Annotated in this window: 23 protein-coding genes; 15 read left to right on the plus strand and 8 right to left on the minus strand. The window is 68.4% G+C overall.

Translation table 11 applies throughout. The annotated features are described in order from the left end of the window. Window positions 1–1,494, minus strand: coding sequence for an Asp-tRNA(Asn)/Glu-tRNA(Gln) amidotransferase subunit GatA (gene gatA, locus B9N75_RS13220; protein WP_085219215.1), 1,494 nt, complete (start codon window positions 1,492–1,494; stop codon window positions 1–3). Then, window positions 1,494–1,781: an Asp-tRNA(Asn)/Glu-tRNA(Gln) amidotransferase subunit GatC gene (gatC, locus tag B9N75_RS13225; protein ID WP_072047039.1), complete on the minus strand. Its 288-nt coding sequence runs from the start codon at window positions 1,779–1,781 to the stop codon at window positions 1,494–1,496. Before gatC ends, gatA begins: the two co-directional genes overlap by 1 nt. A 145-nt stretch (window positions 1,782–1,926) precedes the next feature. Here gatC and B9N75_RS13230 point away from each other — a divergent pair, with 145 nt between their 5' ends. From B9N75_RS13230 to B9N75_RS13245, 4 genes are read left to right on the plus strand one after another with little or no spacing between them, the layout of a single operon-like run. Beyond that, window positions 1,927–3,039, plus strand: coding sequence for a DUF3089 domain-containing protein (locus B9N75_RS13230; protein ID WP_085219698.1), 1,113 nt, complete (start codon window positions 1,927–1,929; stop codon window positions 3,037–3,039). After that, on the plus strand, window positions 3,036–3,497 hold the full coding sequence (ruvX, locus tag B9N75_RS13235) for a Holliday junction resolvase RuvX (RefSeq protein WP_085219216.1): 462 nt from the start codon (window positions 3,036–3,038) through the stop codon (window positions 3,495–3,497). Before B9N75_RS13230 ends, ruvX begins: the two co-directional genes overlap by 4 nt. A gap of 43 nt (window positions 3,498–3,540) precedes the next feature. After that, window positions 3,541–4,482 (plus strand): aspartate carbamoyltransferase catalytic subunit, encoded by a 942-nt coding sequence (locus B9N75_RS13240; protein WP_172840908.1) that lies wholly within the window; start codon window positions 3,541–3,543, stop codon window positions 4,480–4,482. Then, window positions 4,479–4,973, plus strand: a complete 495-nt coding sequence (locus tag B9N75_RS13245; protein WP_085219218.1) for a cupin domain-containing protein — start codon at window positions 4,479–4,481, stop codon at window positions 4,971–4,973. The genes B9N75_RS13240 and B9N75_RS13245 overlap by 4 nt, the downstream gene beginning before the upstream one ends. Before the next feature lie 22 nt (window positions 4,974–4,995). On the opposite strand, the gene B9N75_RS13250 is transcribed toward B9N75_RS13245, so the two are convergent. Genes B9N75_RS13250 through B9N75_RS13260 form a run of 3 tightly spaced genes read right to left on the minus strand, consistent with a single transcriptional unit; the run spans window position 4,996 to window position 7,648 of the window. Further along, entirely contained in the window at window positions 4,996–6,318 is a 1,323-nt protein-coding gene (locus tag B9N75_RS13250; RefSeq protein ID WP_085219219.1) for an SPOR domain-containing protein, read from the minus strand. Window positions 6,319–6,329: 11 nt separating this feature from the next. Then, the gene (locus B9N75_RS13255) at window positions 6,330–6,917 is read right to left on the minus strand and encodes a hypothetical protein (protein WP_085219700.1); all 588 of its coding nucleotides are present in this window, start codon (window positions 6,915–6,917) and stop codon (window positions 6,330–6,332) included. Between the two features lie 11 nt (window positions 6,918–6,928). Beyond that, on the minus strand, window positions 6,929–7,648 hold the full coding sequence (locus B9N75_RS13260) for a ParA family protein (RefSeq protein WP_085219220.1): 720 nt from the start codon (window positions 7,646–7,648) through the stop codon (window positions 6,929–6,931). A gap of 192 nt (window positions 7,649–7,840) precedes the next feature. Here B9N75_RS13260 and B9N75_RS13265 point away from each other — a divergent pair, with 192 nt between their 5' ends. Both B9N75_RS13265 and B9N75_RS13270 read left to right on the plus strand, forming a co-directional pair. After that, on the plus strand, window positions 7,841–8,812 hold the full coding sequence (locus B9N75_RS13265) for an SPOR domain-containing protein (protein WP_085219221.1): 972 nt from the start codon (window positions 7,841–7,843) through the stop codon (window positions 8,810–8,812). 98 nt (window positions 8,813–8,910) lie between these two features. Next, complete coding sequence (locus B9N75_RS13270) at window positions 8,911–9,192, plus strand: hypothetical protein (RefSeq protein ID WP_072046882.1); 282 nt, start codon at window positions 8,911–8,913, stop codon at window positions 9,190–9,192. A gap of 4 nt (window positions 9,193–9,196) precedes the next feature. Here B9N75_RS13270 and serB read toward each other — a convergent pair whose 3' ends face one another. Beyond that, window positions 9,197–10,072, minus strand: a complete 876-nt coding sequence (gene serB, locus B9N75_RS13275; protein ID WP_085219702.1) for a phosphoserine phosphatase SerB — start codon at window positions 10,070–10,072, stop codon at window positions 9,197–9,199. Here serB and miaA point away from each other — a divergent pair. Both miaA and ilvC read left to right on the plus strand, forming a co-directional pair. Continuing rightward, on the plus strand, window positions 10,071–11,024 hold the full coding sequence (gene miaA / locus B9N75_RS13280) for a tRNA (adenosine(37)-N6)-dimethylallyltransferase MiaA (protein ID WP_085219222.1): 954 nt from the start codon (window positions 10,071–10,073) through the stop codon (window positions 11,022–11,024). The two genes, serB and miaA, sit on opposite strands and share 2 nt — an antisense overlap. A 180-nt stretch (window positions 11,025–11,204) precedes the next feature. After that, complete coding sequence (ilvC, locus tag B9N75_RS13285; RefSeq protein WP_085219223.1) at window positions 11,205–12,188, plus strand: ketol-acid reductoisomerase; 984 nt, start codon at window positions 11,205–11,207, stop codon at window positions 12,186–12,188. Between the two features lie 575 nt (window positions 12,189–12,763). Here the strand turns inward: ilvC and mutL are convergent. Further along, a complete protein-coding gene (gene mutL, locus B9N75_RS13290; protein ID WP_085219224.1) occupies window positions 12,764–14,557 on the minus strand; it encodes a DNA mismatch repair endonuclease MutL in 1,794 nt (597 codons plus the stop codon). A gap of 148 nt (window positions 14,558–14,705) precedes the next feature. Between mutL and B9N75_RS13295 the strand changes: the two genes are divergently transcribed. The 6 genes from B9N75_RS13295 to B9N75_RS13320 all read left to right on the plus strand — a co-directional run bounded on the left by B9N75_RS13295 (window position 14,706) and on the right by B9N75_RS13320 (window position 20,865). Next, complete coding sequence (locus B9N75_RS13295) at window positions 14,706–15,746, plus strand: rod shape-determining protein (RefSeq protein ID WP_085219225.1); 1,041 nt, start codon at window positions 14,706–14,708, stop codon at window positions 15,744–15,746. A 19-nt stretch (window positions 15,747–15,765) separates the two neighbouring features. Beyond that, on the plus strand, window positions 15,766–16,677 hold the full coding sequence (gene mreC, locus B9N75_RS13300; protein ID WP_085219226.1) for a rod shape-determining protein MreC: 912 nt from the start codon (window positions 15,766–15,768) through the stop codon (window positions 16,675–16,677). Next, window positions 16,674–17,189, plus strand: coding sequence for a rod shape-determining protein MreD (gene mreD, locus B9N75_RS13305; RefSeq protein WP_157123854.1), 516 nt, complete (start codon window positions 16,674–16,676; stop codon window positions 17,187–17,189). The genes mreC and mreD overlap by 4 nt, the downstream gene beginning before the upstream one ends. Continuing rightward, entirely contained in the window at window positions 17,186–19,132 is a 1,947-nt protein-coding gene (gene mrdA, locus B9N75_RS13310) for a penicillin-binding protein 2 (protein ID WP_085219228.1), read from the plus strand. Before mreD ends, mrdA begins: the two co-directional genes overlap by 4 nt. After that, window positions 19,132–20,235, plus strand: coding sequence for a rod shape-determining protein RodA (gene rodA, locus B9N75_RS13315; RefSeq protein WP_085219229.1), 1,104 nt, complete (start codon window positions 19,132–19,134; stop codon window positions 20,233–20,235). The genes mrdA and rodA overlap by 1 nt, the downstream gene beginning before the upstream one ends. Before the next feature lie 108 nt (window positions 20,236–20,343). Beyond that, window positions 20,344–20,865, plus strand: a complete 522-nt coding sequence (locus B9N75_RS13320) for a glycine zipper 2TM domain-containing protein (RefSeq protein WP_085219230.1) — start codon at window positions 20,344–20,346, stop codon at window positions 20,863–20,865. A gap of 39 nt (window positions 20,866–20,904) precedes the next feature. Here B9N75_RS13320 and B9N75_RS13325 read toward each other — a convergent pair whose 3' ends face one another. Beyond that, window positions 20,905–21,792 carry a LysR family transcriptional regulator gene (locus B9N75_RS13325; protein ID WP_244552361.1) on the minus strand — a complete coding sequence of 296 codons (888 nt, stop codon included), beginning with the start codon at window positions 21,790–21,792 and terminating at the stop codon, window positions 20,905–20,907. 144 nt (window positions 21,793–21,936) lie between these two features. Here B9N75_RS13325 and B9N75_RS13330 point away from each other — a divergent pair, with 144 nt between their 5' ends. Then, a complete protein-coding gene (locus tag B9N75_RS13330; RefSeq protein WP_085219231.1) occupies window positions 21,937–22,254 on the plus strand; it encodes a UrcA family protein in 318 nt (105 codons plus the stop codon).

Raw genomic sequence — 22,254 nt, forward strand, 5'->3', positions numbered from 1 at the left:
TTACCACCATGCCTCCGGGCGTGCGGTGAAGCCGGCGCGGTGCTCGATGGCGAGGCCGGCGTTGAGGACGCCCTGCTCGTCGAAGGCACGGCCGATGATCTGGAGGCCGAGCGGCAGGCCCTGATCGTCGAGCGCCGCGGGCACCGACATCGCAGGGAGACCCGCGAGGCTCGCGGGCACCGCGAACACGTCGTTCAGATACATGGCGATCGGATCGGCGCTCTTCTCGCCGAGCGCGAAGGAAGCCGACGGCGCGGTCGGCGTCAGGATCACGTCCACCGTCTCGAACGCCTTCTGGAAATCGCGGGCGATGAGCGCGCGCACCTTCTGCGCCTGGTTGAAATAGGCGTCGTAGAAGCCCGCCGAGAGCACATAGGTGCCGATCATGATCCGGCGCTTCACCTCGGCGCCGAAGCCCGCGGCGCGCGTCGCCTTGTACATTTCGGCAAGCCCCGCGCCGGTGCCGCTCCCCTCGCCCGCGACGCGTTGGCCGTAACGGACGCCGTCATAGCGCGCGAGGTTGGACGACGCCTCGGCGGGGGCGATGATGTAATAGGTCGGTAGCGCATATTTGGTGTGCGGCAGCGATATCTCGACGATCTCTGCGCCGGCGTCCTTCGCCCAGGCGATGCCCTGCTCCCACGCCCGGTCGATCTCGGCGGGAATGCCGTCGATCCGATATTCTTTGGGAATGCCGACCTTCTTGCCCCTGAGATCGGCACTAAGGTTCGCATCCCAGGCGGGAACGTCCATCTGCAGCGACGTCGAATCCTTGGGGTCGAACCCGCTCATCGCCTCCAGCAGGATGGCGCAATCGCGAACGTCGCGCGCCATCGGCCCGGCCTGGTCGAGGCTGGAGGAGAAAGCGACGATGCCCCAGCGCGAGCAGCGGCCGTAGGTCGGCTTGATGCCCGAAATGCCGGTGAATGCGGCGGGCTGGCGGATCGAGCCGCCGGTGTCGGTGCCGGTTGCGCCCGGGCAGAGCCGCGCCGCAACCGCCGCAGACGAACCGCCCGACGATCCGCCGGGCGCGAGCGGCGCATTGCCGCCGTCGCCGCGCCGCCAGGGCGAGATGACGTTGCCGAAATAGCTTGTCTCGTTGGACGAGCCCATCGCGAACTGGTCCATGTTGAGCTTGCCGAGCATGCCCGCGCCCGCGTCCCACAACCGCTGCGACACGGTTGATTCGTACACCGGCGTGAACCCTTCGAGCATGTGACTGCCCGCGGTGGTCTGGACGCCCTTGGTGGCGAACAGGTCCTTCATGCCGATCGGCACGCCTGAAAGCGGCTTGAGCGTGCCGCCCGCGCGGTCGCGGTCCGCCTGATCGGCGGCGGCAAGCGCATGGTCGGGGGTTTCGATGACGAAGGCATTGAGCGCCTTTGCGCCGGCGACCGCGGCGTTATACGCCTCCGCCACCTCGCGCGCCGAAAAGGCGCCGTCCTTCACCCCGTCGCGGATTGCCGCGACGCCGAGATCGGTCAGATTGCTCATTATTCGATCACCTTCGGCACGGCGAAAAAGCCGTGCTCTGCCGCCGGCGCATTCGCCAGCACTGCATCGCGCGCATTGCCGTCGGTCACCACGTCTTCACGCAGACGCAGGTGATTGGGGATCACTGCGGTCATCGGCGCGACACCGCTGACGTCAACCTCCTGCAATTGCTCGATCCAGCCGAGGATGTTGTTGAGCTCTGGAACCAGCGCCTCGACCTCGCCGTCGCTGACGGCGATGCGCGCAAGGTTCGCGATATGGCGGACGGTGGCCTGATCGACGGACATGCAATGCCTTTGCTGCGCCCGCGCCAGAATGATGCGCGGGAGAAGGCGGCGCTAGCATCGCCCCGCCCCCGCTTTCAAGCCGCGCCTTGCGCTGGGCACGCTCCTTCTGTTCTACGGGCGCGCGGACGAAGTGGAGTTATTGATGCTGGCGCGGCGGTTTCTGTGGGTTGTGGCGGGTCTGGTAGTGCTCGTGCTGGCAGGCGCGCTCGCCTACCGGCTGTTCCAGGCCGAGCTGATGGAGGCCTATTTCGTCCCGACCGCGAAGTTCGAGGAGACGGCGGCGCCGCCCGCCCCGTCCGCTTATGCCGATCGCGCCATGTGGATCGCGCGGCCCGACATTCCCGGCAATGCCGCGCTCTGGGTGCCGGAAGGCTTCACCGCAACCGATGCACCGCAGGCATCGGTGTTCTTCATCCACCCGACGAGCTTTCTCGACGGATCGCGCTGGAACGCGCCGCTCGACGACAAGGACTCGCAGGATCGCGCTGCGCTCTTCGTCCGCAGCCAGGCGAGCGCGTTCAACGATGTCGGCGCGATCTGGGCGCCCAAATACCGCCAGGCGACCTTCGGCGCGTTCCTCACCACCAAGGAAGATGCCGAGCGCGCGCTCGACTTCGCCTATCGCGACGTCGTGGCGGCGTTCGACCAGTTCGTGAAGGAAGCGCCCGCCGATCGGCCGATCATCCTCGCCGCGCACAGCCAGGGCTCGCTCCACCTCACCCGCCTGCTCGCCGAGCGGATCGCCGGCACGCCGCTCGCAGACCGCATTGCCGCTGCTTATGTGATCGGCTGGCCGGTCTCGCTCACCACCGACATCCAGGCGCTGGGGCTGCCGGCGTGCGAAAGCGCGGGGCAACCGGGCTGCGTCGTCTCGTGGCAGAGCTTCGGCGAACCTGCCGATCCGAAGATGGTGACCGACGTCTATGACGCTTCGGTCGCGCCCGACGGCCGCTCGCGGGCCGGGACGCCGATGCTGTGCGTCAATCCGCTGACCGGCAATGCGGGCGATTCGGCAGAGGCGAGTGCCGATCTCGGCACGCTCATCCCCAATGCCGATCTCACCGGCGCGGAGCTGAGGCCCGGCGCGGTCCCCGCGCGCTGCGACGTGCGCGGCTTCCTGCTGATCGGCGAGAATCCGCCCGAGCTCGGCCCCTATGTGCTGCCCGGCAACAACTACCACGTCTTCGACTACGCCCTGTTCTGGGCGAACATCCGCGCCGACGCCGCCGCGCGGCTCGCCGCCTTCGTGGCGCGATGATCACCGCCGACCGCGCGCCCTTCCGCGCCGCGCTGCCCGGCGGCGGCCGACTGATGGGGCTGGATGTCGGCACGCACACCATCGGCCTCGCCTATTGCGATGCCGCCTGGACGATCGCGACGCCCGCCGAGCTGATCCGGCGCGGCAAGTTTTCCAAGGACTTGGCGCGGCTTGCCGAGATCATGATCGAGCAGAGCATCGCAGGCCTCGTCGTCGGCCTGCCGCTCAATCTCGACGGCAGCGACAGCCCGCGCACGCAATCGGTCCGCGCCTTCGCGCGCAATCTCGCGCCGCTCGGCCTGCCGCTATTGCTGTGGGACGAGCGCTGGTCGACGCAAGCGGTGACCCGCACCCTCATCGCGGCGGATGCCAGCCGCGCCCGCCGCGCCGAACTGGTCGACAAGATGGCCGCCGCCTACATCCTCCAAGGCGCGATCGACGCGTTGACGATGGCCTGATCCGCGCAGTTGTCGGGCTCCGGGCCGCGCCGTATAGCCGCACCTGATGCCAGCCTATCGCCACCGCCATCTCCTCGGCATCGAGGGGCTTTCCGCAGCCGATCTAACGCTGATTCTCGACGAGGCGGAGCAGTGGGTCTCGTTCAACCGCGGGCTTCGCAAGCAGGACGACCGGCTGGCCGGCCTCACCCAGATCAACGCCTTCTTCGAGAACAGCACGCGGACGCTCTTCTCGTTTGAGATCGCGGGTAAGAGGCTGGGCGCACAAGTCGCCAACTTCCACGTCGCCGCATCGAGCGTGAAGAAGGGCGAGAGCCTTGCCGACACCGCGCTGACGCTGAACGCGATGCGCCCCGACGTGATGGTCATCCGCCACGAGGCCAATGGCGCGGCGGCGGATGTCGCGGCGGTGATGGACTGCCCGGTCATCAATGCGGGCGACGGCACCGGCGAACACCCGACGCAAGCGCTGCTCGATGCGCTCGCCATCCGCCGCCGCCTGGGGAAGATCGAAGGCGTGAAGGTGGCGATCTGCGGCGACATCCGCCACAGCCGGGTCGCGGGTTCCAACCTCAAGTCGCTGCCGCTGCTCGGCGCCGAGGTGCGCGTGGTCGGCCCGCCGTCGCTGCTGCCCGACCGGCTACCCGAAGGCGTCGAAGGCTTCACCGATTTCGATCAGGGCATCGCCGGCGCGGACATCGTGATGATGCTGCGCGTCCAGCGCGAGCGGATGGCCGCGGCGCTATCCGATTCGCTCGGCGACTATCACGCGCTCTACGGCCTCACCCGCGAACGGCTCGAGGCGGCGAATCCGTCGGCGATGGTGATGCATCCGGGTCCGATGAACCGCGGCGTCGAGATCGACGGCGCGCTCGCCGATGATCCACAGAAGTCGCTGATCGTGGAGCAGGTCGAGCTCGGCGTCGCCGTCCGCATGGCCTGCCTCGACCTGCTGACCCGCGAGCGACGAGGAGTAACCGCATGAAGCCGGTGCTCAACATCGACGATGCCGAGTTCGACGATGTGGAAGAGAACGGCCGGTTCACCTCGAAGCGCGCCAGCCTCGCACCACACATCGGCGCGCGCGATCTCGGCTACAATCTGACCGTGCTGCCGCCCGGCAAGGTGCAATGCCCGTTCCACAACCATCATGGCGAGGAGGAGATGTTCTTCATCCTCGAGGGCGAGGGCGAATTGCGCTTCGGCAGCGAGCGCTATCCGATCCGCAAGCATGACGTGATCGCCTGCCCGACCGGCGGACCGGAGGTGGCGCACCAGATCATCAACACCGGCAGCACCGACATGCGCTATCTCGCGGTGTCGACGATGGTCGAGGTCGAGGTGTGCGAATATCCCGATTCGGGGAAGCTGCTCGCCGTCACCGGCAAGCCGGGCGAACACGGCTTGCGCAAGATGTACCGCGCTGGCGGCGACACCGATTATTATGAAGGCGAAACCGGCACGGCCGACGCCTGAGCGCCGGCCGCCCTAGACCGGATCAGCCGCGCGCCGTGTTGCGCGAGGCCCAGCGCACCGGCGCGTCGCCGGCGCTGGTCCGCACGAAGCAGGCCCCGCCCTTCGCCTTGATCGAAGCGCAGAGGTCGTTCGCATCGGAACGGCTTTCGAAGCCCGAGACGGCGAGACGATGGAAGACGCCGCGGCCCGGAATGGTGACGGTGGTGGTCAGCGGCGTCACGCTTTCGGCGAGACGATAGCGCGCCTGCGCCGCATCCCATGCGCGCTCGACCGAGCCCGGCGTGCTGTATGCGCCGATCTGGACGACGAACGGGCTATCGCCACGCGGCGCCTGAACCGCGCTGGCCTTGCGGATCGTGGCGCGTTTGACGGCCGGAGCTTCGGCGCGAGCAAAGCGCGGCACCGGCTTGTAATCGTTGGCAGCCGTGCCTTCGAAGACGGCCGCCGGCTGGACGACCGGCGCGACAATATCGGAAGATGCCAGCGTCACCGGCGCGGCGGGCACATCGGCGACCGGCACAACCGTTTGAGCAGCGGGCACGAAGGCCGGCTGCGGCTCGGCAGCGGCAAACGCGTGATTCTCGATTGGCGCGGGGGCGAGCGCGAGACGCGCCGGCTGGCCGGCATCGTCCACCACCGGCTGGACGCCGAGCAGCGTAGCGACCTGCGTATAGCCCTCGGCCGGCTTGGCCATCGCCGACCATTGCTCCATGCGACGCTCTAGCTGGATCGGCGAGACATCCTGCGCCGCGGTGACCCGCGCCTTTTGCCAATCGCCGCTCAACGCATAAGCGAGCGCAAGATTCTGGCGCGTGCGGCCGTTGGCATTGTGCTCACGAGCAGCCCGTTCGAGCAGCGCGATCGCACGGTCGGTGCGGCCGGCGAGCGCATAAGCGAGGCCGACATCGCTGGCCGCAGCGCGGTCCGCGATCGAATCGAGGCGCGCGGACGCCTGGTACGTTTTGCCGAGCGCGATCTGGATCAGCGCCAGGCTCAGAGCAGCGCGGTTGTTGTCGGGCGCCAGCGTCAGTACGTCCGAGAACGCGGTTTCGGCCGAAGCATAGCGGCCGTTCTTGAGATAGAGATCGGCCAGCATCAGCCGGTAACCGGCGTCGCGCGGCGCAAGCTCGACGGCCTGTTCGGCACGCTCCAGCGCGGTCGCATAATCCTGCTTGCCGGCGAGCGCATAGGCTTCGGCATGCAGCTTGTTCGCCTGGCGTTCCCCGGCGGGCGCCTTGGCCGAGGCGGAAGCGATGCGCGGGCTGTGCTGCGTCGTGCAGCCCACCATCGTCATCCCCAGGATCAGGGTCGACGCGGCGATCTTGAGCGTGGCCGTGCGGATCATGTGATTTCCCCTCAGTGCCGCTTGCCGCCCGCAGCGGGCACCTGCCCGGCGAGCGAATCGAGTTCCGGCTGCGCGTCGAGGAAGGCGTCGAGCGCTTCGGTGACGATCTGCTGCGCGGAGCGATGGTTGACCGCGCAGGCGAGGCGCAGCTTCAGATGACGATCGGGATCGAGGCGGAGCGTGAACGCCGCCTTACCCTTGGCGCCCGCGGCGGCGCGCGGAACCTGCGGCAAGGGCACGACCGCGGCGGTCGCCTGGACCTTGACGCGAACGGGCTTGTCGCTGCCCCCGAACTTGGCCTCGATGCTGCGCTGCTGCTCGACGACCGGAGGCGGCGTCGGTGCTTCGGGCGCGACTTCAGGGATGACATGCTCCTCGCTGTCCGACGCCGACGGCGCCGGGGTCAGCGCGGCGATGGAGCTCGGCACGCGCTCGGGCTGCGGCTCGAAGCCGCCGGCCTGGCCCATATCGTTCCAGCCGAGATCCTCGATATTGCCACCGAAATGGCCGAAGCCCTGCGGACGCATCGCCGGCTTGGCCGCGCCCTTGCGGGCGAGCAGGCCGGAGGAGAGCGAGGCGAAGGGTTTGATGTCGGTCATGCCCATCCCCTTCACTGCCCCACCACGCGCCGGCCGAAGCCGCTGGCGGGCCGCTGCGCGGCGGCATGCGCCGGCATCATCCCCGGCGCGGCGAAGACGGTGCGGCGGAAATTCTTCTCGAGACGGTCGGAGACATACTCCCACAGCTCCTCGACCTCGCGGGCCGACTTGCTCTTGGGATCGACCTCCATCACCGTGCGGCCGTCGATCATCGAGGCGGCGAAATCGGTGCGGTGGTGGAGCGTGACCGGAGCGACGGTGCCGTGCTGCGACAGCGCGACCGCGGCCTCATAGGTGATCTTGGCCTTGGGCGTCGCCGCGTTGACGACGAAGATCAGCGGCTTGCCCGCGCGTTCGCACAGATCGACGGTGGCGCCGACGGCACGCAGGTCGTGCGGCGACGGGCGGGTCGGAATGACGATCAGTTCGGCGACCTGGATGACGCTCTGGATCGCCATCGTGATCGCCGGCGGCGTGTCGATGACGGCGAGCTTGAAGCCCTGCTGGCGCAGCACTTCGAGATCGGCGCCGAGCCGCGCGACCGTGGTCTGCGCGAAGGCGGGCATGTCGTCCTCGCGCTCGTTCCACCAATCGGCGAGCGAGCCCTGCGGATCGATGTCGATCAGACAGACGGGGCCCGCGCCCGCGCGCTGCGCCTGAACGGCGAGGTGGCCGGAGAGCGTGGTCTTGCCCGATCCACCCTTCTGCGACGACAATGCGAGAACGCGCATGATTTCCCCTCGGCTTGCGGTTCGATTGCGGAGGGAATTGCGCCCGATGTCGCTAATATCCGGTTAACTGGCCGGCGCGGCCGATCGCCAGGTCCATTTCGGAGACGATATCCGAAGCCGTTGAAAAACATGCTAAGAGCGCGTTAACCATTCGCTTCTACACCGCGCTTCGTATCCAACGGAGAGACGCACATGTCCTTCACGCGACTGACTGCCCTGGCCTGCGCCGCCCTCGCCTGCATCGCGGCTGCGCCGCCTGCCGCGAGCGCGCCGGGCGCAAATCCGGTCAAGGCCGGCGTCGATGCCTGGGGCCGCAAGGACTTCACCGGCGCGGTGCGCGCTTGGCGCCCACTCGCCGACAAAGGCGATGCCGACGCGCAGTTCAATATGGGCCAGGCCTACAAGCTCGGCCGCGGCGTGCCCGCCGATCTCAAGATCGCGCAGAGCTGGTATCAGAAGGCCGCGCAGCAGGGTCACGATCAGGCGCAAGCCAATCTCGGCCTGCTGCTCTTCCAGAATGGCAAGCAGTTCGACGCCATGCCCTGGATCCGCAAAGCCGCCGATCGCGGCGATGCCCGCGCGCAATATGTTCTCGGCACCGCCATGTTCAACGGCGACTTCGTGCCGCAGGACCGCGCCCGCGCCTATGCGCTGATGACCCGCGCCTCGGCGCAGGGGCTGCCGCCCGCCGCCAACAATCTCGCCCAGATGGACAAGCATATGGCGCAGGCGGACAAAACGCGCGGCATCGCGCTCGCCCGCCAGATGGAGGCCGCGGCGAAGCAACCGAACCCGGCCGCGATGGCGCGCGCCGATCTGCCACGCGCCGGCAGCGTCCTGAAGCCCGCCGAGCCGGTGAAGCCCAAGCCTGCGCCCGCACCTGCCGCCAAGGCAGCCACGAAGGCCCCGCAGCCTGCCGCCGCGCCTGCCGCGGGCGGACGCTGGCAGGTCCAGCTCGGCGCCTACAACAGCCCGGATGCCGCCCGCGCGCAGTGGAGCAAGCTCGGCAAGCTCTCCGCGCTGTCGGGCTTCACACCCTCCTATCAACCGGCAGGCAAGTTCACCCGCCTGCGCGTAGGTCCGATCGCCAGCAAATCCGCCGCCGACGGCGTCTGCGCGGCAGCCAAGGCTGCCGGCCAGGCCTGCTTCCCGGTCGCGCCCTGAGTTTAACCTTATCTTTCCGCATCCCCGGTAAGACGGCGGCTCAATCGCGTAAGGGGGCGGTCATGGGTGCACGGCGCAGGTTCATCGGGTCCACGGCCATGGCCTCGCGCTGGCGTCGGCGCAGCATGTGCGTGCTGATCGCCGATCTCCCCAGCCCAGCGGCGCTCCGCGACGTGTCCGCCGCCGGCGCCTTCCTCGAAACCTGCGCACGGCCCCCGCTCGGCGCGGGCATCGAGCTGCATCACCCGGAAGCGGGCGCGATCCGCGGTGTGGTCAGCTCGCTCGCCAATGACGGCATCGCGATCGGCTTCGAGCGCGGCGAGGCCTCAGTCGCCTTCGCGATGGCGGCGATCGCTTCGGACATGAGCCGCCCGGCCTGACCGCTCAGCGCCACTCGGCGCGGGCATAGCCTTGCAGATAAAGCAACGCACCAAGATCATTGTGCGCGATGCGGACCTGCGCGGCGGCATTGACCGCGGCCTTGCCGTGATAAGCGACGCCGAGCCCCGCGGTCTCGATCATCGGAATGTCGTTGGCGCCATCGCCCACCGCCATCGTCTCGGACAGGTCGATGCTCATCGCGATCGCCTCGTCGATCAGCGCCTGCTTCTTCGCCTGAGCGCCCAGCACCGGGGGTAGCGCGGTGCCGGTAAGTGCGCCGTCCGCCACCTCCAGCCGGTTCGCCGCAGCGCGATCGAAACCCGCCCGCTGCGCCACGCGATCGGCAAAGTAAGTGAAACCACCCGAGACCAGCAGGCAGCGCGCGCCGTGCGCCCGCATCGTATGCGCCAGCGCCTTGGCGCCCGGCGTCAGCTTCACCCGCTCTTCATAGCAGCGCGCCAGCGTCCGCTCCGGCAGCCCCTTCAGCAGCGCCACCCGTTCCTCCAGCGCGCCTTCGAAATCGAACTCGCCGCGCATCGCCCGCTCGGTGACCTCGGCAACGCGGGCGCGCACCCCGGCGAAATCGGCAAGCTCGTCGATGCACTCGACGGTGATGACGGTCGAATCCATGTCGGCGACGAGCAGCCGCTTGCGCCGCCCCGCCTCGCCCTGGACGGCGATGTCGACGTGGGCGCGGAGCGGCTCCAGCGCCGCCTCGGCCGCGCGGGGCGATGCGGAGAACAGCAGATCGCAGGCGATGTCGCGCTCCACCCAGCTCCGCCCCATCGGCTCGATCCCGGCATCGCGCAGTGCATCCTCGGCGTCCGAAAGCAGCGCGCTCGATAGCCCGCCCGATGCTATCACCGTCGCGATGAACATGGATTCGTCTTCCTTGCCAGCGGTGGCGCTTATCGCGGGGCCGACGGCGAGCGGCAAGTCGGCGCTGGCGCTCGCCCTCGCCGAGCGGACCGGCGGTACGGTGATCAACGCCGACAGCGCGCAGCTCTACCGCGACCTTGCGATCGTCTCGGCGCGCCCGGATACGGCGGACGAGGCGCGCGCGCCGCACCGGCTCTACGGCATCCGCGACGGCGCCGAGGCCTGCTCGGCGGCGGATTGGGCGGCGCTCGCCAAGGCCGCGATCGCCAAGGTGCATGCCGAGGGGCGGCTGCCGATCCTGACGGGCGGCACCGGCCTCTATCTCCGCACCCTGCTCGACGGCATCGCGCCGGTGCCAGACATCGACCCCGCGGTACGTGCCACGGTGCGGGCGATGGCCGTCGCCGAGGCGCATGCGGCGCTGGCGATCGAGGATCCCGATGCCGCGGCGCGCCTTCGCCCGACCGACGCGACGCGCAATGCCCGCGCGCTGGAGGTGGTCCGATCGACCGGCCGGACGCTCGCCGACTGGCAGGCCAAACGATCGGGCGGGATCGGCGGCGATATCGCGCTCGCGCCGCTCGTCCTGCTGCCGCCGCGCGACTGGCTCTACGAACGCTGCGACCGCCGCTTCGCCGCGATGATGGCGCCTGAGGGGATCGCGGAGGTCGAAGCCTTGCTTGACCGCGCGCTCGATCCGGACCTGCCGGTGATGCGCGCGATCGGCGTCCGCGAGATCGCCGCCTTCGTCCGCGGCGAAGCGACCCGCGAAGAAGCGCTCGAAGCCGGCCGCACCGCGACTCGGCGCTACGCCAAGCGCCAATACACCTGGTTCCGCCACCAGCCGCCGGCGGAATGGCCGCGGTTCGAGGCGGCGCTGGAGGGGGATAAAGTGGAAGAGGCATTGGGCCTTATACTCGCTAAATCCCCCCTCCTTTCCCTCGGCGAATGACGGACAGTTGCCATCGGTTGCGAGGGAGGGGTTGGGGGTGGGTTATGCCCGGAGAAGGAGCGAAACCCACCCCCGGCCCCTCCCTCTCCGACGGTTCGACCTTTCCGCCTGTCCCCCGCGAAGGGAGGGGAGTTCGGCCTTAAGATTGCCGCCCTGCCCCGCATCGCCTAATCCCCCGCCATGCGCGCCTTGTTTGATGCCGATGCCGACCTTGCCCTCATCCGCGACCGCAAAGTCGCGATATTCGGATACGGCAACCAGGGGCGGCCGCAGGCGCTGAATCTCAGCGACAGCGGCGTCGGCGAACTCGTCGTCGCGCTGCGCGAGGGCAGCGCCAGCAGGGCACGGGCCGAGGCGGACAGGCTTGGGGTGACGAACCTCGCCGATGCGGCAGCTTGGGCGGACGTCGCGGTGATGCTGTTTCCCGACGAGGATCAGGCCGAAGTCTACGAGCGCCACCTCGCGCCCCATCTGAAACAGGGCGCCGCGCTCGTCTTCGCGCACGGCCTCGCGATCCGCTTCGGGCTGATCGTGCCGCGTGCCGATCTCGACGTGATGCTGGTCGCGCCCAAGGGGCCCGGCACCGCGCTTCGCTCCGAATATGCGGCGGGCCGCGGGCTCGTCACCCTGTTCGCGGTGGCGCAGGACGCATCGGGCGGCGCCGAGGCGCTGGCGCTCTCCTATGCCGCGGCGCTGGGCGGCGGGCGCGCGGGCATGATCGAGACCAGCTTCGCCGAGGAATGCGAGGCCGATCTGTTCAACGAGGCGGCGGTGATCTGGGGCGCGATCCCCGAGCTGATCCAGGCCGGGTTCGACACCCTGGTCGAGGCGGGCTTCTCGCCCGAAGTCGCCTATTTCGAATGCCTCACCGAAGTGAAGCTGATCGCCGACCTCATCACCGAGCGCGGAATCGCGGGGATGCGCGAGGCGATCAGCAACACCGCCGAGTTCGGCGCGCTGGAGGGCGGCCGCCGCATCGTCACCGCCGAAACGCGCACCGAGATGCGCCGCATCCTCCGCGACGTCCGCGAAGGCCATCTCGCCCAGCGGCTGATCGCCGACGCCAAGGCCGGCTACCCCCGCCTCAAAGCCAGCCGCGCCGAAGCCGCCGCCCACCCGATCGAAGCCGCCGGCGCCCGACTGAGAAATCTCGCCAAGCCGTGATGGAGGCAGCCGAAAGGTCCCAATGTTCGCACTGGCCATGAGGTTTGCGCGGATCAACTTGCTAGGGCTGAACTCGAGTTCAAAAAAGCGGATGATGGGAAGAGTTCGAGTTGCTCGTTATCGCAGAATTCGTACGTGTAGGAAAACAGCCGCTGCCACCTGCGGCCGGCACCTCTCCGCGGTAGAAACAGCCTTATCGAATATAGCTTTCGTTCGAGAAGATTTCGCGGATACCCCTGCCAATTATAACGATCGCGTTGAAACCTATCCCAACTACGAGGAGAAATAATAAAACGATTACAGATGCAAAACATCCACCTCCAGGGCAACCGTCTTGCCTATCCAAAACCTGCAAAATGCCTTCAAAGAAGATCATCCAAATAGCGTAAAAAAGAATGACGAATATAATCCAAAATATCAGCCACCTTCGGGGTATAAAGCCTGTTACGATTGGCCCTGGGAATGCCATCGCCATTACTGACAGATTGATGAAATCAGACACGTCCATGTCGTGCTAAAACCCGCGCTTATAGCAGACACTTATAGCAGCAATGGCAATAGGCGGAAACTGGCCCTCACTTTCGCCCGAACAGCTTTTCGATATCACCATGCGCCAGTTTCACCCAGGTCGGTCGGCCGTGGTTGCATTGGCCGGAGTGGGGGGTGACTTCCATTTCGCGGAGGATCGCGTTCATCTCAGCGACCGAGAGGATGCGGCCGGCGCGGACGCTGCCGTGGCAGGCCATGGTCGCGGCGACATGGTCGAGCCGCTCGCGAAGGCTCAGCGCGTCGTCATAGGCGGCCAGCTCGTCGGCGAGATCGGTGACGAGGCCCTTGGAATCGCCCTGACCCAAGAGCGCCGGGGTCGCGCGGACCAGCATCGCGCGCGGGCCGAAGCGTTCCACCTCCAGCCCCATTTCGGCGAGCTCGGCGGCGCGCGCTTCCAGCCGGTCGCACGCCGGCTCATCGAGTTCGACCACTTCGGGGAGCAGGAGCGCCTGGCGCGCAACGCCGCCGTCGGCCATCGCGCGGCGCATCCGCTCCAGCACCAGCCGCTCGTGCGCCGCGTGCTGATCGACGATGACGAGGCCGTCCTCCGCCTCGGCGACGATATAGGTCGCCGCGACCTGCCCGCGCGCGACGCCGAGCGGGTGCGCGGCGGCTTGCGGCGGTGGCTCGGTGGCGGGCTCGGCGCGGGCCTGGGGGGCGTAGTCGAGGAACTGCTCCCGCACCTCCCCTGTCACCCCCGCGAAAGCGGGGGCCCAGCCTTCTAAGTGAGCCGAGAAGAAAGAAGCTGGGTTCCCGCTTTCGCGGGAATGGCGGAGGGGAGAGGTTTCGGTCTGCCAGTTCCCCAAGGCGGCGGCGCTCGGGCGTTGGGCGCTGCGGTGGCCGGCGGCGTCGAGGGCGTGGCGGAGGCCGCCGACGATGAGGCCGCGGACACCGCCAGGATCGCGGAAGCGGACCTCGGTCTTGGCCGGGTGGACGTTGACGTCGACCTCGCTCGCCGGGAGATCGACGAACAAAGCGAGCAAGGGATGGCGATCCCGCGGGATCATTTCGGCATAGGCGCCGCGCACCGCGCCGATCAGCAGCCGGTCCTTTACCGGACGGCCGTTGACGAAGAGATATTGATGATCGGCGACGCCGCGGTTGAAGGTCGGCAGCCCGGCGACCCCGCCGAGCCGCATATCGCCGCGCAAATGGTCCACCGCCACGCTGTTGTCGGCGAGGCCGCGATCGGTGAGCGCCGCCACCCTATCGGGCCGCGACTCGCCCGGCTGGACCGCGAGCGTCCGCCTCCCGTCATGCTCCAGCGTGAAGCCGATGTCGGGCCGCGCCATCGCGAGCCGCTTCACCGCATCGACGCAGGCGGCATATTCGGATCGGGGCGAGCGCAGGAACTTGCGCCTCGCGGGTACCCGGGCGAACAGATCCTCGACCGTGATCCGCGTGCCCGGCGGGAGCGCCGCCGGCCCCTCTTCCGCCACCACACCATTGTCGACGGTGCGCTGCCAGCCGTCGGCGCCCCTCACCCGGCTTTCGATCCGCATCCGCGCGACGCTGGCGATCGAAGGCAGCGCCTCGCCGCGGAAGCCGAGCGTCGCGACTTGATCGATGGCGTCGTCCGGGAGCTTGGAGGTGGCGTGCCGCTCCAGCGCCAGCGCCATCTCATCCCGGTCCATGCCGCAGCCGTCGTCGGCGACCTCGATCCGCTCCGTCCCGCCCGCCTGGAGCGCGATCGCGATGCGCGTCGCGCCCGCGTCGATCGCATTTTCGACCAGCTCCTTCAGCGCGCTGGCGGGCCGCTCGACCACCTCGCCGGCGGCGATGCGGTTGACCAGATGTTCGGGCAGGCGGCGTATTGACATGCGCCCTCCCCTAGACCAAGGCGCGCCGTCCTGCGAGCGCCCTTCAACTGTGGTGGACGCCGCCCCGGACGGCACCCTATAGAGGCGAAATCGCGGGGGTCCGCACCCTTCTCCCGCGCCCGGTTTTCAGGAAGCGAGACCTCCCCCAATGTCCTTCTGGCGTTTTCTCAAATTCCCGTCCCACGACATGGCGATCGACCTCGGCACGGCGAATACCGTGGTCTATGTCCGCGGCCGCGGCGTCGTGCTCAACGAGCCGTCGGTGGTGGCGATCGAGACGATCAACGGCGTCAAGCGCGTCAAGGCGGTGGGAGACGACGCCAAGCTGATGATGGGCAAGACGCCCGACCAGATCGAGGCGATCCGGCCGCTGCGTGACGGCGTTATCGCCGACATCGATGTCGCCGAGCAGATGATCAAGCATTTCATCCAGAAGGTGCATGGCAAGCGCCGCTTCCCGCGCTGGCCCGAGATCGTGATCTGCGTGCCCTCCGGTTCTACCTCCGTCGAGCGCCGCGCGATCCGCGACGCCGCCTCCAACGCGGGCGCCAGTCAGGTTTGGCTGATCGAGGAGCCGATGGCGGCCGCGATCGGCGCCGACATGCCGGTGACCGAGCCGATCGGATCGATGGTGGTCGACATCGGCGGCGGGACGACCGAAGTCGCGGTGCTCTCGCTGCGCGGCCTTGCTTACACCACCTCCGTGCGCGTCGGCGGCGACAAGATGGACGAGGCGATCTCCTCCTATGTCCGCCGCAACCACAATCTCCTGATCGGCGAAGCGACGGCCGAGCGCATCAAGCAGCAGGTCGGCATCGCCAAGCCGCCGTCGGACGGCGACGGCCTCTCGGTGCAGATCAAGGGCCGCGATCTCGTCAACGGCGTGCCCAAGGAAATCACGATCAACCAGCGGCAGATCGCCGAAGCGCTGTCCGAGCCGGTCGGCACGATCGTCGAGGGCGTACGCATCGCGCTCGAGAATACCGCGCCGGAACTGGCCGCCGACATCGTCGACCAGGGCATCGTGCTCACCGGCGGCGGCGCGCTGCTGCAGGGTCTGGACGAAGTGTTGCGCGACGAGACGGGCCTCCCCGTGACGGTCGCGGACGATCCGCTGACCTGCGTCGCCCTCGGCACGGGTCGCGCGCTGGAGGAAGAGGTCTTCCGCGGCGTGCTGACCACCGCCTGATCGGGCAGAGGAACGGATAATGGCGCCGCCATCCAAACGGCGCCCGGGCTTTTCCCGGCGGGCGCAATACGGCCTGTTCCTGTCTTATGTCGTGGCGGCCGGCGGCGTCATCCTCGCGCTGCTGCTGCTGATCGTCGCGGTCATCGATCCGCGCGGGTTCAACGGGCTCAAGGGCCTTGCGCTTGATCTCACCGCGCCGGTCTCCTCGGCCGGGCGCGGAGCGGTGCGCGGAATCGGCGACGGCATCGACTCGGTGAACGCCTATTTCTTCGCTGCCTCGCAGAACGAGGCGTTGCGGAGCGAGCTCGCCCAGCGGCGCCGCGCGGCGATCGAGGCGCAGGCGCTGCGGCAGGAGAATAGGCGGCTGAAGGCGCTGCTCGGCATCAGCCAGCGCGCCGAGACGGCGGTCGCCACCGGCCGCGTCGTCGGATCGACGTTCGATAGCGCGCGCCGGCTGGCGACGATCGACGTCGGCGGCAGCGACGGGGTGGTGATCGGCCAGCCAGTGCGCTCGGTCGACGGGCTCGTCGGCCGCGTCGTCGAGACCGGCCGCTCGGCAGCGCGCGTGCTGCTCGTCACCGACGGCGGCAACAGCGTCCCCATCGTCCTCGCGCGCGACGGCACGCCCGCCTTCGCCACCGGGCGCGGCGACGGCACGATCGAGCTGCGCACCCTCGAGGTCGGCCAGAGCCCGTTCCGCCGCGGCGACGTGGTGTTCACATCCGGCGTCGGCGGCATCTATCCGCCCGGCATTCCGGTGGCGCGGGTGCTCAAGGTGACGCGCGACCTCACCATTGCTCAGCCGCTCGCCGATCCGGGCAAGCTCGATTTCGCGATCGTGCTTCCCGCATACATGCCGCAGGCGAACGCGCCGATCGCGCCGACCGCGCCGACCGCTCCGCCGCCCGCACCGGCGCCTCCCCGCCCGTGAGCCGGATCGCCCTCACCCCGCACGACATGCGGATGAAATATGTCCGCCGGTCCTACGTCCCCGTCGGTTCGATCCTCTTCGCCATCGCGCTCTCGATCCTGCCGATCGTGATCGAGACGCCGCTGGTTCCCGATTTCGCCTTCCTCACCGCGCTCGCCTGGCGGTTGCTGCGGCCCGAGATGTGGACCGCCAAGGCCGCGCTGGCGCTGGGCTTCGTCGATGACGTGTTCGCCGGCCATCCCATCGGCCAGGCGATGGCGCTCTGGACGATCGCCTTCCTGATCGTCGATCTGATCGACAGCCGCGCCATCTATCGCGATTATTGGATGGACTGGCTGCTCGCCGCGGTCCTCGTCATTCTCCATACAGCCGGCGGCTGGTATATCGCCTGGCTCATGGGAAGCCGGATCGAATTCGCCATCATGCTGCCGCAGATCGGGCTGGCGATCCTCGCCTATCCGATCGTGTCGCGCATCGTCGTCGGGCTCGACCGGTGGAGACTTACGCGATGAGGCGCCGCGCCCCGCCGCTGATCACCGAGAATTCGCAGGCTTTCACCTTCACCCGCCGCGCCATGGTCCTTGGTGCGTTGCAGGGCGGCGTCGCGGCGATCCTCGCCGGGCGGCTCGGCTATATCGCGATCGCCGAAAACGAGCGCTACAAATTGCTCGCCGAGGGCAACCGCGTCCACATGCAGCTCATTCCGCCGCGGCGCGGCTGGATCGTCGACCGGCAGGGCCAGCCGATCGCGATCAACCGCAGCGATTTCCGGGTCGATCTCATCCCCGATCGTCTGCGCGACAGTGAGCGGATCATCGCCGAGCTCACCAAGATCCTCGGGCTCAGCAGCGACGAGATCGAGCGCATCCATGACGATCTGAAGGGTGCCGCAGGCTATCAGCCGGTCGCAGTGGCGGAGAACCTCTCGTTCGAGAAATTCGCCGCGGTGACGGTGCGACTGCCCGAACTTCCCGGCGTCTCGCCGCTCCGCGCTTTCTCGCGCTTCTACCCCGATGGCGCCGCGGTCGGCCACCTGATCGGCTATGTCGGCATCCCCAACCGCAAGGAATATGAAGCCGAGAACAAGGCGCCGCTACTGCTGACGCCTGGTTTCAAGATCGGCAAGCAGGGTCTTGAAAAGACGATGGAGGAGCGCCTGCGCGGCCAACCCGGCGCCAAGCGCGTCGAAGTCACCGCGCGCGGCAAGCTGGTGCGCGAGCTTTCCACCCTCGCCGACAAGAGCGGCGCGCCGATGCCGCTCACCATCGACGCGGGGCTTCAAACCTATGCGGCGCGGCGGCTCGGCAACGAATCCGGATCGGTGGTCGTCATCGATCTCCACAACGGCGACATCCTCGCGATGGCGTCGATGCCGGCTTACGATCCCAACAGCTTCTCCGACGGGATCAGCCACGACGAGTGGAACATGCTCTCCGCCGATCAGCGCCACCCTCTGATCAACAAGTCGCTCAACGCGCTCTACCCGCCGGGCTCGACGATCAAGCCGATGGTGGCGATGGCGCTGCTGGGTGCGGGCGTTAAACCCGAAGAGACGGTGAGCTGCGGCGGCGGCTACAATCTCGGCAACCGCTTCTTCCGCTGCCTCGGCCGCCACGGGCCGATGAACATGCACCGGGCGATCGCGAAGAGCTGCAACACTTACTTCTACGCGATGGGGCGGCGGGTCGGTTACGATCATATCGCAGGCTATGCGCGCCAGCTCGGCCTCGGCGCCAAATATGATCTTCCGGTAGAATCGCAGAGCTTCGGCACGGTGCCAGATTCCGAGTGGAAGCGGCGGAAATACAAGCAGGAATGGACGCAGTCCGACACGCTCAACGCGTCGATCGGCCAGGGCTATCTGATCGTCAATCCGCTCCAGCTCGCGGTGATGTCAGCGCGGATCGCATCGGGCAAGAACCTCCAGCCGAGATTGATCGGCGGCGACAGGACCGTGCCTAAAGCACTGCCGATGCCCGCCGAGCATTTCGAGACGGTGCGCAGCGGCATGTGGGAAGTAGTCAACGGCAACGGCACCGCGGGGCGCAGCCGCCTCCAGCTTCCCGGCATCGAGATGGGCGGCAAGACCGGCACCGCGCAGGTGCGCCGCATCGCCGGATCGCAGCGCGGCCAGGGCGGCGAGTGGAAATATCGCGATCACGGCCTGTTCGTATGCTTCGCGCCCACCGACAATCCGCGCTACGCCGCATCGGTGGTGATCGAGCATGGCATGGGCGGATCGCGCGCCGCCGCGCCGGTCGCCAAGGACGTGCTCACCTACCTCTTCGACAAGCAGAAGGCGATGGAAGCGCTGCTGCCGATGGAGGAAGGCTGGGGCGGCGACATCGCCAAGCGGATGGAGGCGCAGGCGGCCGCCTGGGTGGCGGGCAAGCCGGCGCGCGAAGCACAAGCCGCCGCCGAAGCCGCGCTCAAGGCATCGCAGGGCACCGCCTGATGGTCGACGGCGTCGTCCCGCAGACGATCGCGCGGCTGCCCTGGCGGCTGCTGCTGCTCGTCGTCGCGGTCGGCATGTTCGGCGGCGTCACGCTCTTCTCCGCCGCCGGCGGATCGATCACGCCCTGGGCGCTCAACCATTTCGTCCGCTTCTTCGCGCTGCTCGGCATGGCGGTGCTGATCTCCTACGTGCGCATCGACACATTCAAGCGCGCCGCCTTCCCGGCCTACGGTATCATCATGCTGCTGCTCGTGGTCGTCCAGACCATCGGCGCAGTCCGCGGCGGCGCGCAGAGCTGGCTGGAGCTCGGCCCGCTCCGGCTCCAGCCCTCCGAACTGATGAAGCCGGTGCTCGTGCTCGTGCTCGCCTCCTTCTACGCCGCGCTCCCGGCGGGCGAGATACGGCGGTTCAGCGCGATCTGGCCGGCGGCGGCGCTGACGATGGTGCCGGGCGTGCTCATCCTCATCCAGCCCGATCTCGGCACCGCGCTGTTGCTGATCTTCTCGGCGATCGTGGTGATGTTTCTCGCCGGACTGCCGCTGCGGCTGTTCCTCGGCGGCATGGCCGCGGTCGCCGCCTTGGTGCCGCTGGCTTACTCCTTCCTGCTGCCACACCAGCAGAAGAGGCTGCTGATCTTCCTCAATCCCGAGGACGATCCGCTCGGCGCGGGCTATCACATCACCCAGTCCAAGATCGCGATCGGATCGGGCGGGCTGTTCGGCAAGGGCTTCCTCAACGGCACCCAGAGCCACCTCAACTACCTTCCCGAGCAGCATACCGACTTCATCTTCCCGGCGATGGCGGAGGAGTGGGGACTGGCCGGCGGACTGTTCCTCATCGCCTGCTTCACGCTCATCTTCCGTTGGGGCATGCGCGTCGCGCTCGACGCCAAGGGCCGCTTCTCGCGCCTCACCGCCGCCGGGCTGACGCTCACCATCTTCTTCTATTTCGCGATCAACCTCCTGATGGTGATGGGGCTCGCCCCGGTGGTGGGCATTCCCCTCCCCCTCTTCTCCTACGGCGGATCGGCGATGCTGACGGTGATGATCTGCCTCGGCATCATGATGGCCATCGACCGCGACAACCGCGCCAACCGGCGCTGAGGCCGCCCCGCGGAGGCTTTTGCAACCTTCCGCCGCATCGCGCTTTCTCCCTGAGCAGACGCGTGGCACAATGAGGTCGTTTGTAACGCGTATCTAGGAGATTGACCCATGCGGACCAGCCTTGTCGCCCTCGCGGCGCTTGCCGCCATCCCCGCCTTCACCGCCCCCGCCGTCGCCCAGACGCGCGCCGAGGAAGCCCGCTGGCAGGCGGCCCAGGAACGGTTCGACAACGAGCGCGCGCTCTACGAGCGCGAGCGCCAGCGCTATGAGGACGCGCGCAGCCGCCGCGGCGGCTATTATCGCGACCGGGACTATCGCGACCGCGATTATGGCGCGCGCGATCCTTACGCGACCGACTATGACGCCGCGCGCTATTATCGCGACGATCCGCGCTATCAGGAGCGTTTGCTGTCCGAGAACGACTATGTCTATCGCGGATCGGACGGCCGCTATTATTGCCGCCGGACCGACGGCACGACCGGCCTCATCATCGGCGGCGCGGGTGGCGCGCTGTTCGGCAATCTGATCGACGGCGGCCGCAACCGTACCGCTGGCACGCTGATCGGCGGTGCGCTCGGCGCGCTGCTCGGCCGCGGAGTCGAGCGCAGCAACGACGTGCGCTGCCGCTAAAGGCGTTCGGCCCCGGCACGAGCCGGGGCCCGCGCTGGCTCAGGCTTTCGCCAGCCGGGTCAGTCTCTCACCGAGGAAATCGAGCACGGTCCGGATGCGCGGCACGTGGCGCAGGCGTTCGTGCGTCAGCAGCCACATCGCGGCCGGATCGCCTTCGCGGGGCGGCAGGCAGCGGATGAGATCGGGATCGCGGTCGGCGACGAAGCTCGGCAGGATCGCGAGCCCGATCCCCGACCGCACCGCGGCGAGCAGCCCGATCACCGAGCCCTGATGCATCGCGACTGCGCCTTCGAGATCGTGGCGCTGCAGCCAGGCGCGATAGGCGCGCCACACCTTGTCCCCGCCCCCGCCGACGATCGGATGCTGCGCAAGTTGGTCGCGGCTGCGCGGGACGCCGTGCGCATCGGCAAAGGCGCGGCTGCAGTAGAGCGTCCAGGGATCGTCGGCGACCTTGCGGCGGACAAGGCCCGGGCCGTCGGGCGCGGCGGCGTTGCGGAGCGCGATATCGGCAGCGCCGGCGGCGAGATCGCGCGGCTCCTCGCTCATGTCGAGCTCGATCTGAATGCCGGGGTGGGCGTCGTGCAGATCGCGGAGGATCGGCGGCAGGATGGTCACCGCGTAGATTTCGAGCGTGGTGATCCGCACAGCGCCGCTGACGTCGCGCGCCGCGCCGGATGCGGCATCGGCGAAGCGTCCGGCGGCCGAAGCGACTTCCCGCGCAGCCTCGACCAGCGCCTGGCCGATCGGGGTCAGCGCATAGCCAGCCTGCCGCTTCTCGAACAAGGTCAGCCCGATCGCTGCCTCCAGCGCAGCGATGCGTCGCGCGACCGTGGTCTGGCTGACACGCAGCGCACGGGCGGCGGCGAGCGTGCTCCCCGCTTCGGCGACCGCCAGGAAGGCGCGCAGGTCGTTCCAATCGAACATCATCCCAATCCCAATGCGCCATCCCGGTACCGCGATCATTCTGCACTTTCGCAGAATGGTCGCGCAACATCGTTGCTCCCGCGGCCGCGGACGGCGGACTATCTGGGCACTCCGCCGGCACGATCCGGCGCCAAGCGGAGACATACAATGCGAAACGCCCTCTTCCTTCTCGCGCTGACCGGTGCAGCCGTCACCGCGCCCGCGTCGGCTCAGCTCGCCGCGCAACCCTCGCTAGTGGTGCTCACCGTCGACCTCGATCTCACGTCTGCAAATGGCCGCGCGCGGCTCGACCAGCGCATCGCGCGTGCCGTGCGCGAGGTGTGCGGGCATCCGTCGGACGCGGACGCCGAGGGGCGCAGCAAGGTCCGCGAGTGCCGGGACGCGACGCTGGCCGCGATTTCCGAGCAACGCGCGATCGCGATAGCCGCGGCCGAGCGTCCGGTGCGGCTCGCCGGATCGCAGTGA

Origin of the sequence: Allosphingosinicella indica (assembly GCF_900177405.1) — a bacterium.
In the GTDB taxonomy this organism is placed as follows: Bacteria; Pseudomonadota; Alphaproteobacteria; order Sphingomonadales; family Sphingomonadaceae; genus Allosphingosinicella; species Allosphingosinicella indica.

What these genes read in the sequence shown, in the direction of transcription:
- gatA (WP_085219215.1), bottom strand. Translation starts at nt 1,494, where the DNA reads ATGAGCAATCTGACCGATCTCGGCGTCGCGGCAATCCGCGACGGGGTG.
- gatC (WP_072047039.1), bottom strand. Translation starts at nt 1,781, where the DNA reads ATGTCCGTCGATCAGGCCACCGTCCGCCATATCGCGAACCTTGCGCGC.
- ruvX (WP_085219216.1), top strand. Translation starts at nt 3,036, where the DNA reads ATGATCACCGCCGACCGCGCGCCCTTCCGCGCCGCGCTGCCCGGCGGC.
- B9N75_RS13245 (WP_085219218.1), top strand. Translation starts at nt 4,479, where the DNA reads ATGAAGCCGGTGCTCAACATCGACGATGCCGAGTTCGACGATGTGGAA.
- B9N75_RS13250 (WP_085219219.1), bottom strand. Translation starts at nt 6,318, where the DNA reads ATGATCCGCACGGCCACGCTCAAGATCGCCGCGTCGACCCTGATCCTG.
- B9N75_RS13255 (WP_085219700.1), bottom strand. Translation starts at nt 6,917, where the DNA reads ATGACCGACATCAAACCCTTCGCCTCGCTCTCCTCCGGCCTGCTCGCC.
- B9N75_RS13260 (WP_085219220.1), bottom strand. Translation starts at nt 7,648, where the DNA reads ATGCGCGTTCTCGCATTGTCGTCGCAGAAGGGTGGATCGGGCAAGACC.
- B9N75_RS13265 (WP_085219221.1), top strand. Translation starts at nt 7,841, where the DNA reads ATGTCCTTCACGCGACTGACTGCCCTGGCCTGCGCCGCCCTCGCCTGC.
- B9N75_RS13270 (WP_072046882.1), top strand. Translation starts at nt 8,911, where the DNA reads ATGGCCTCGCGCTGGCGTCGGCGCAGCATGTGCGTGCTGATCGCCGAT.
- miaA (WP_085219222.1), top strand. Translation starts at nt 10,071, where the DNA reads ATGGATTCGTCTTCCTTGCCAGCGGTGGCGCTTATCGCGGGGCCGACG.
- serB (WP_085219702.1), bottom strand. Translation starts at nt 10,072, where the DNA reads ATGTTCATCGCGACGGTGATAGCATCGGGCGGGCTATCGAGCGCGCTG.
- ilvC (WP_085219223.1), top strand. Translation starts at nt 11,205, where the DNA reads ATGCGCGCCTTGTTTGATGCCGATGCCGACCTTGCCCTCATCCGCGAC.
- mutL (WP_085219224.1), bottom strand. Translation starts at nt 14,557, where the DNA reads ATGTCAATACGCCGCCTGCCCGAACATCTGGTCAACCGCATCGCCGCC.
- B9N75_RS13295 (WP_085219225.1), top strand. Translation starts at nt 14,706, where the DNA reads ATGTCCTTCTGGCGTTTTCTCAAATTCCCGTCCCACGACATGGCGATC.
- mreC (WP_085219226.1), top strand. Translation starts at nt 15,766, where the DNA reads ATGGCGCCGCCATCCAAACGGCGCCCGGGCTTTTCCCGGCGGGCGCAA.
- mrdA (WP_085219228.1), top strand. Translation starts at nt 17,186, where the DNA reads ATGAGGCGCCGCGCCCCGCCGCTGATCACCGAGAATTCGCAGGCTTTC.
- rodA (WP_085219229.1), top strand. Translation starts at nt 19,132, where the DNA reads ATGGTCGACGGCGTCGTCCCGCAGACGATCGCGCGGCTGCCCTGGCGG.
- B9N75_RS13320 (WP_085219230.1), top strand. Translation starts at nt 20,344, where the DNA reads ATGCGGACCAGCCTTGTCGCCCTCGCGGCGCTTGCCGCCATCCCCGCC.
- B9N75_RS13325 (WP_244552361.1), bottom strand. Translation starts at nt 21,792, where the DNA reads ATGATGTTCGATTGGAACGACCTGCGCGCCTTCCTGGCGGTCGCCGAA.
- B9N75_RS13330 (WP_085219231.1), top strand. Translation starts at nt 21,937, where the DNA reads ATGCGAAACGCCCTCTTCCTTCTCGCGCTGACCGGTGCAGCCGTCACC.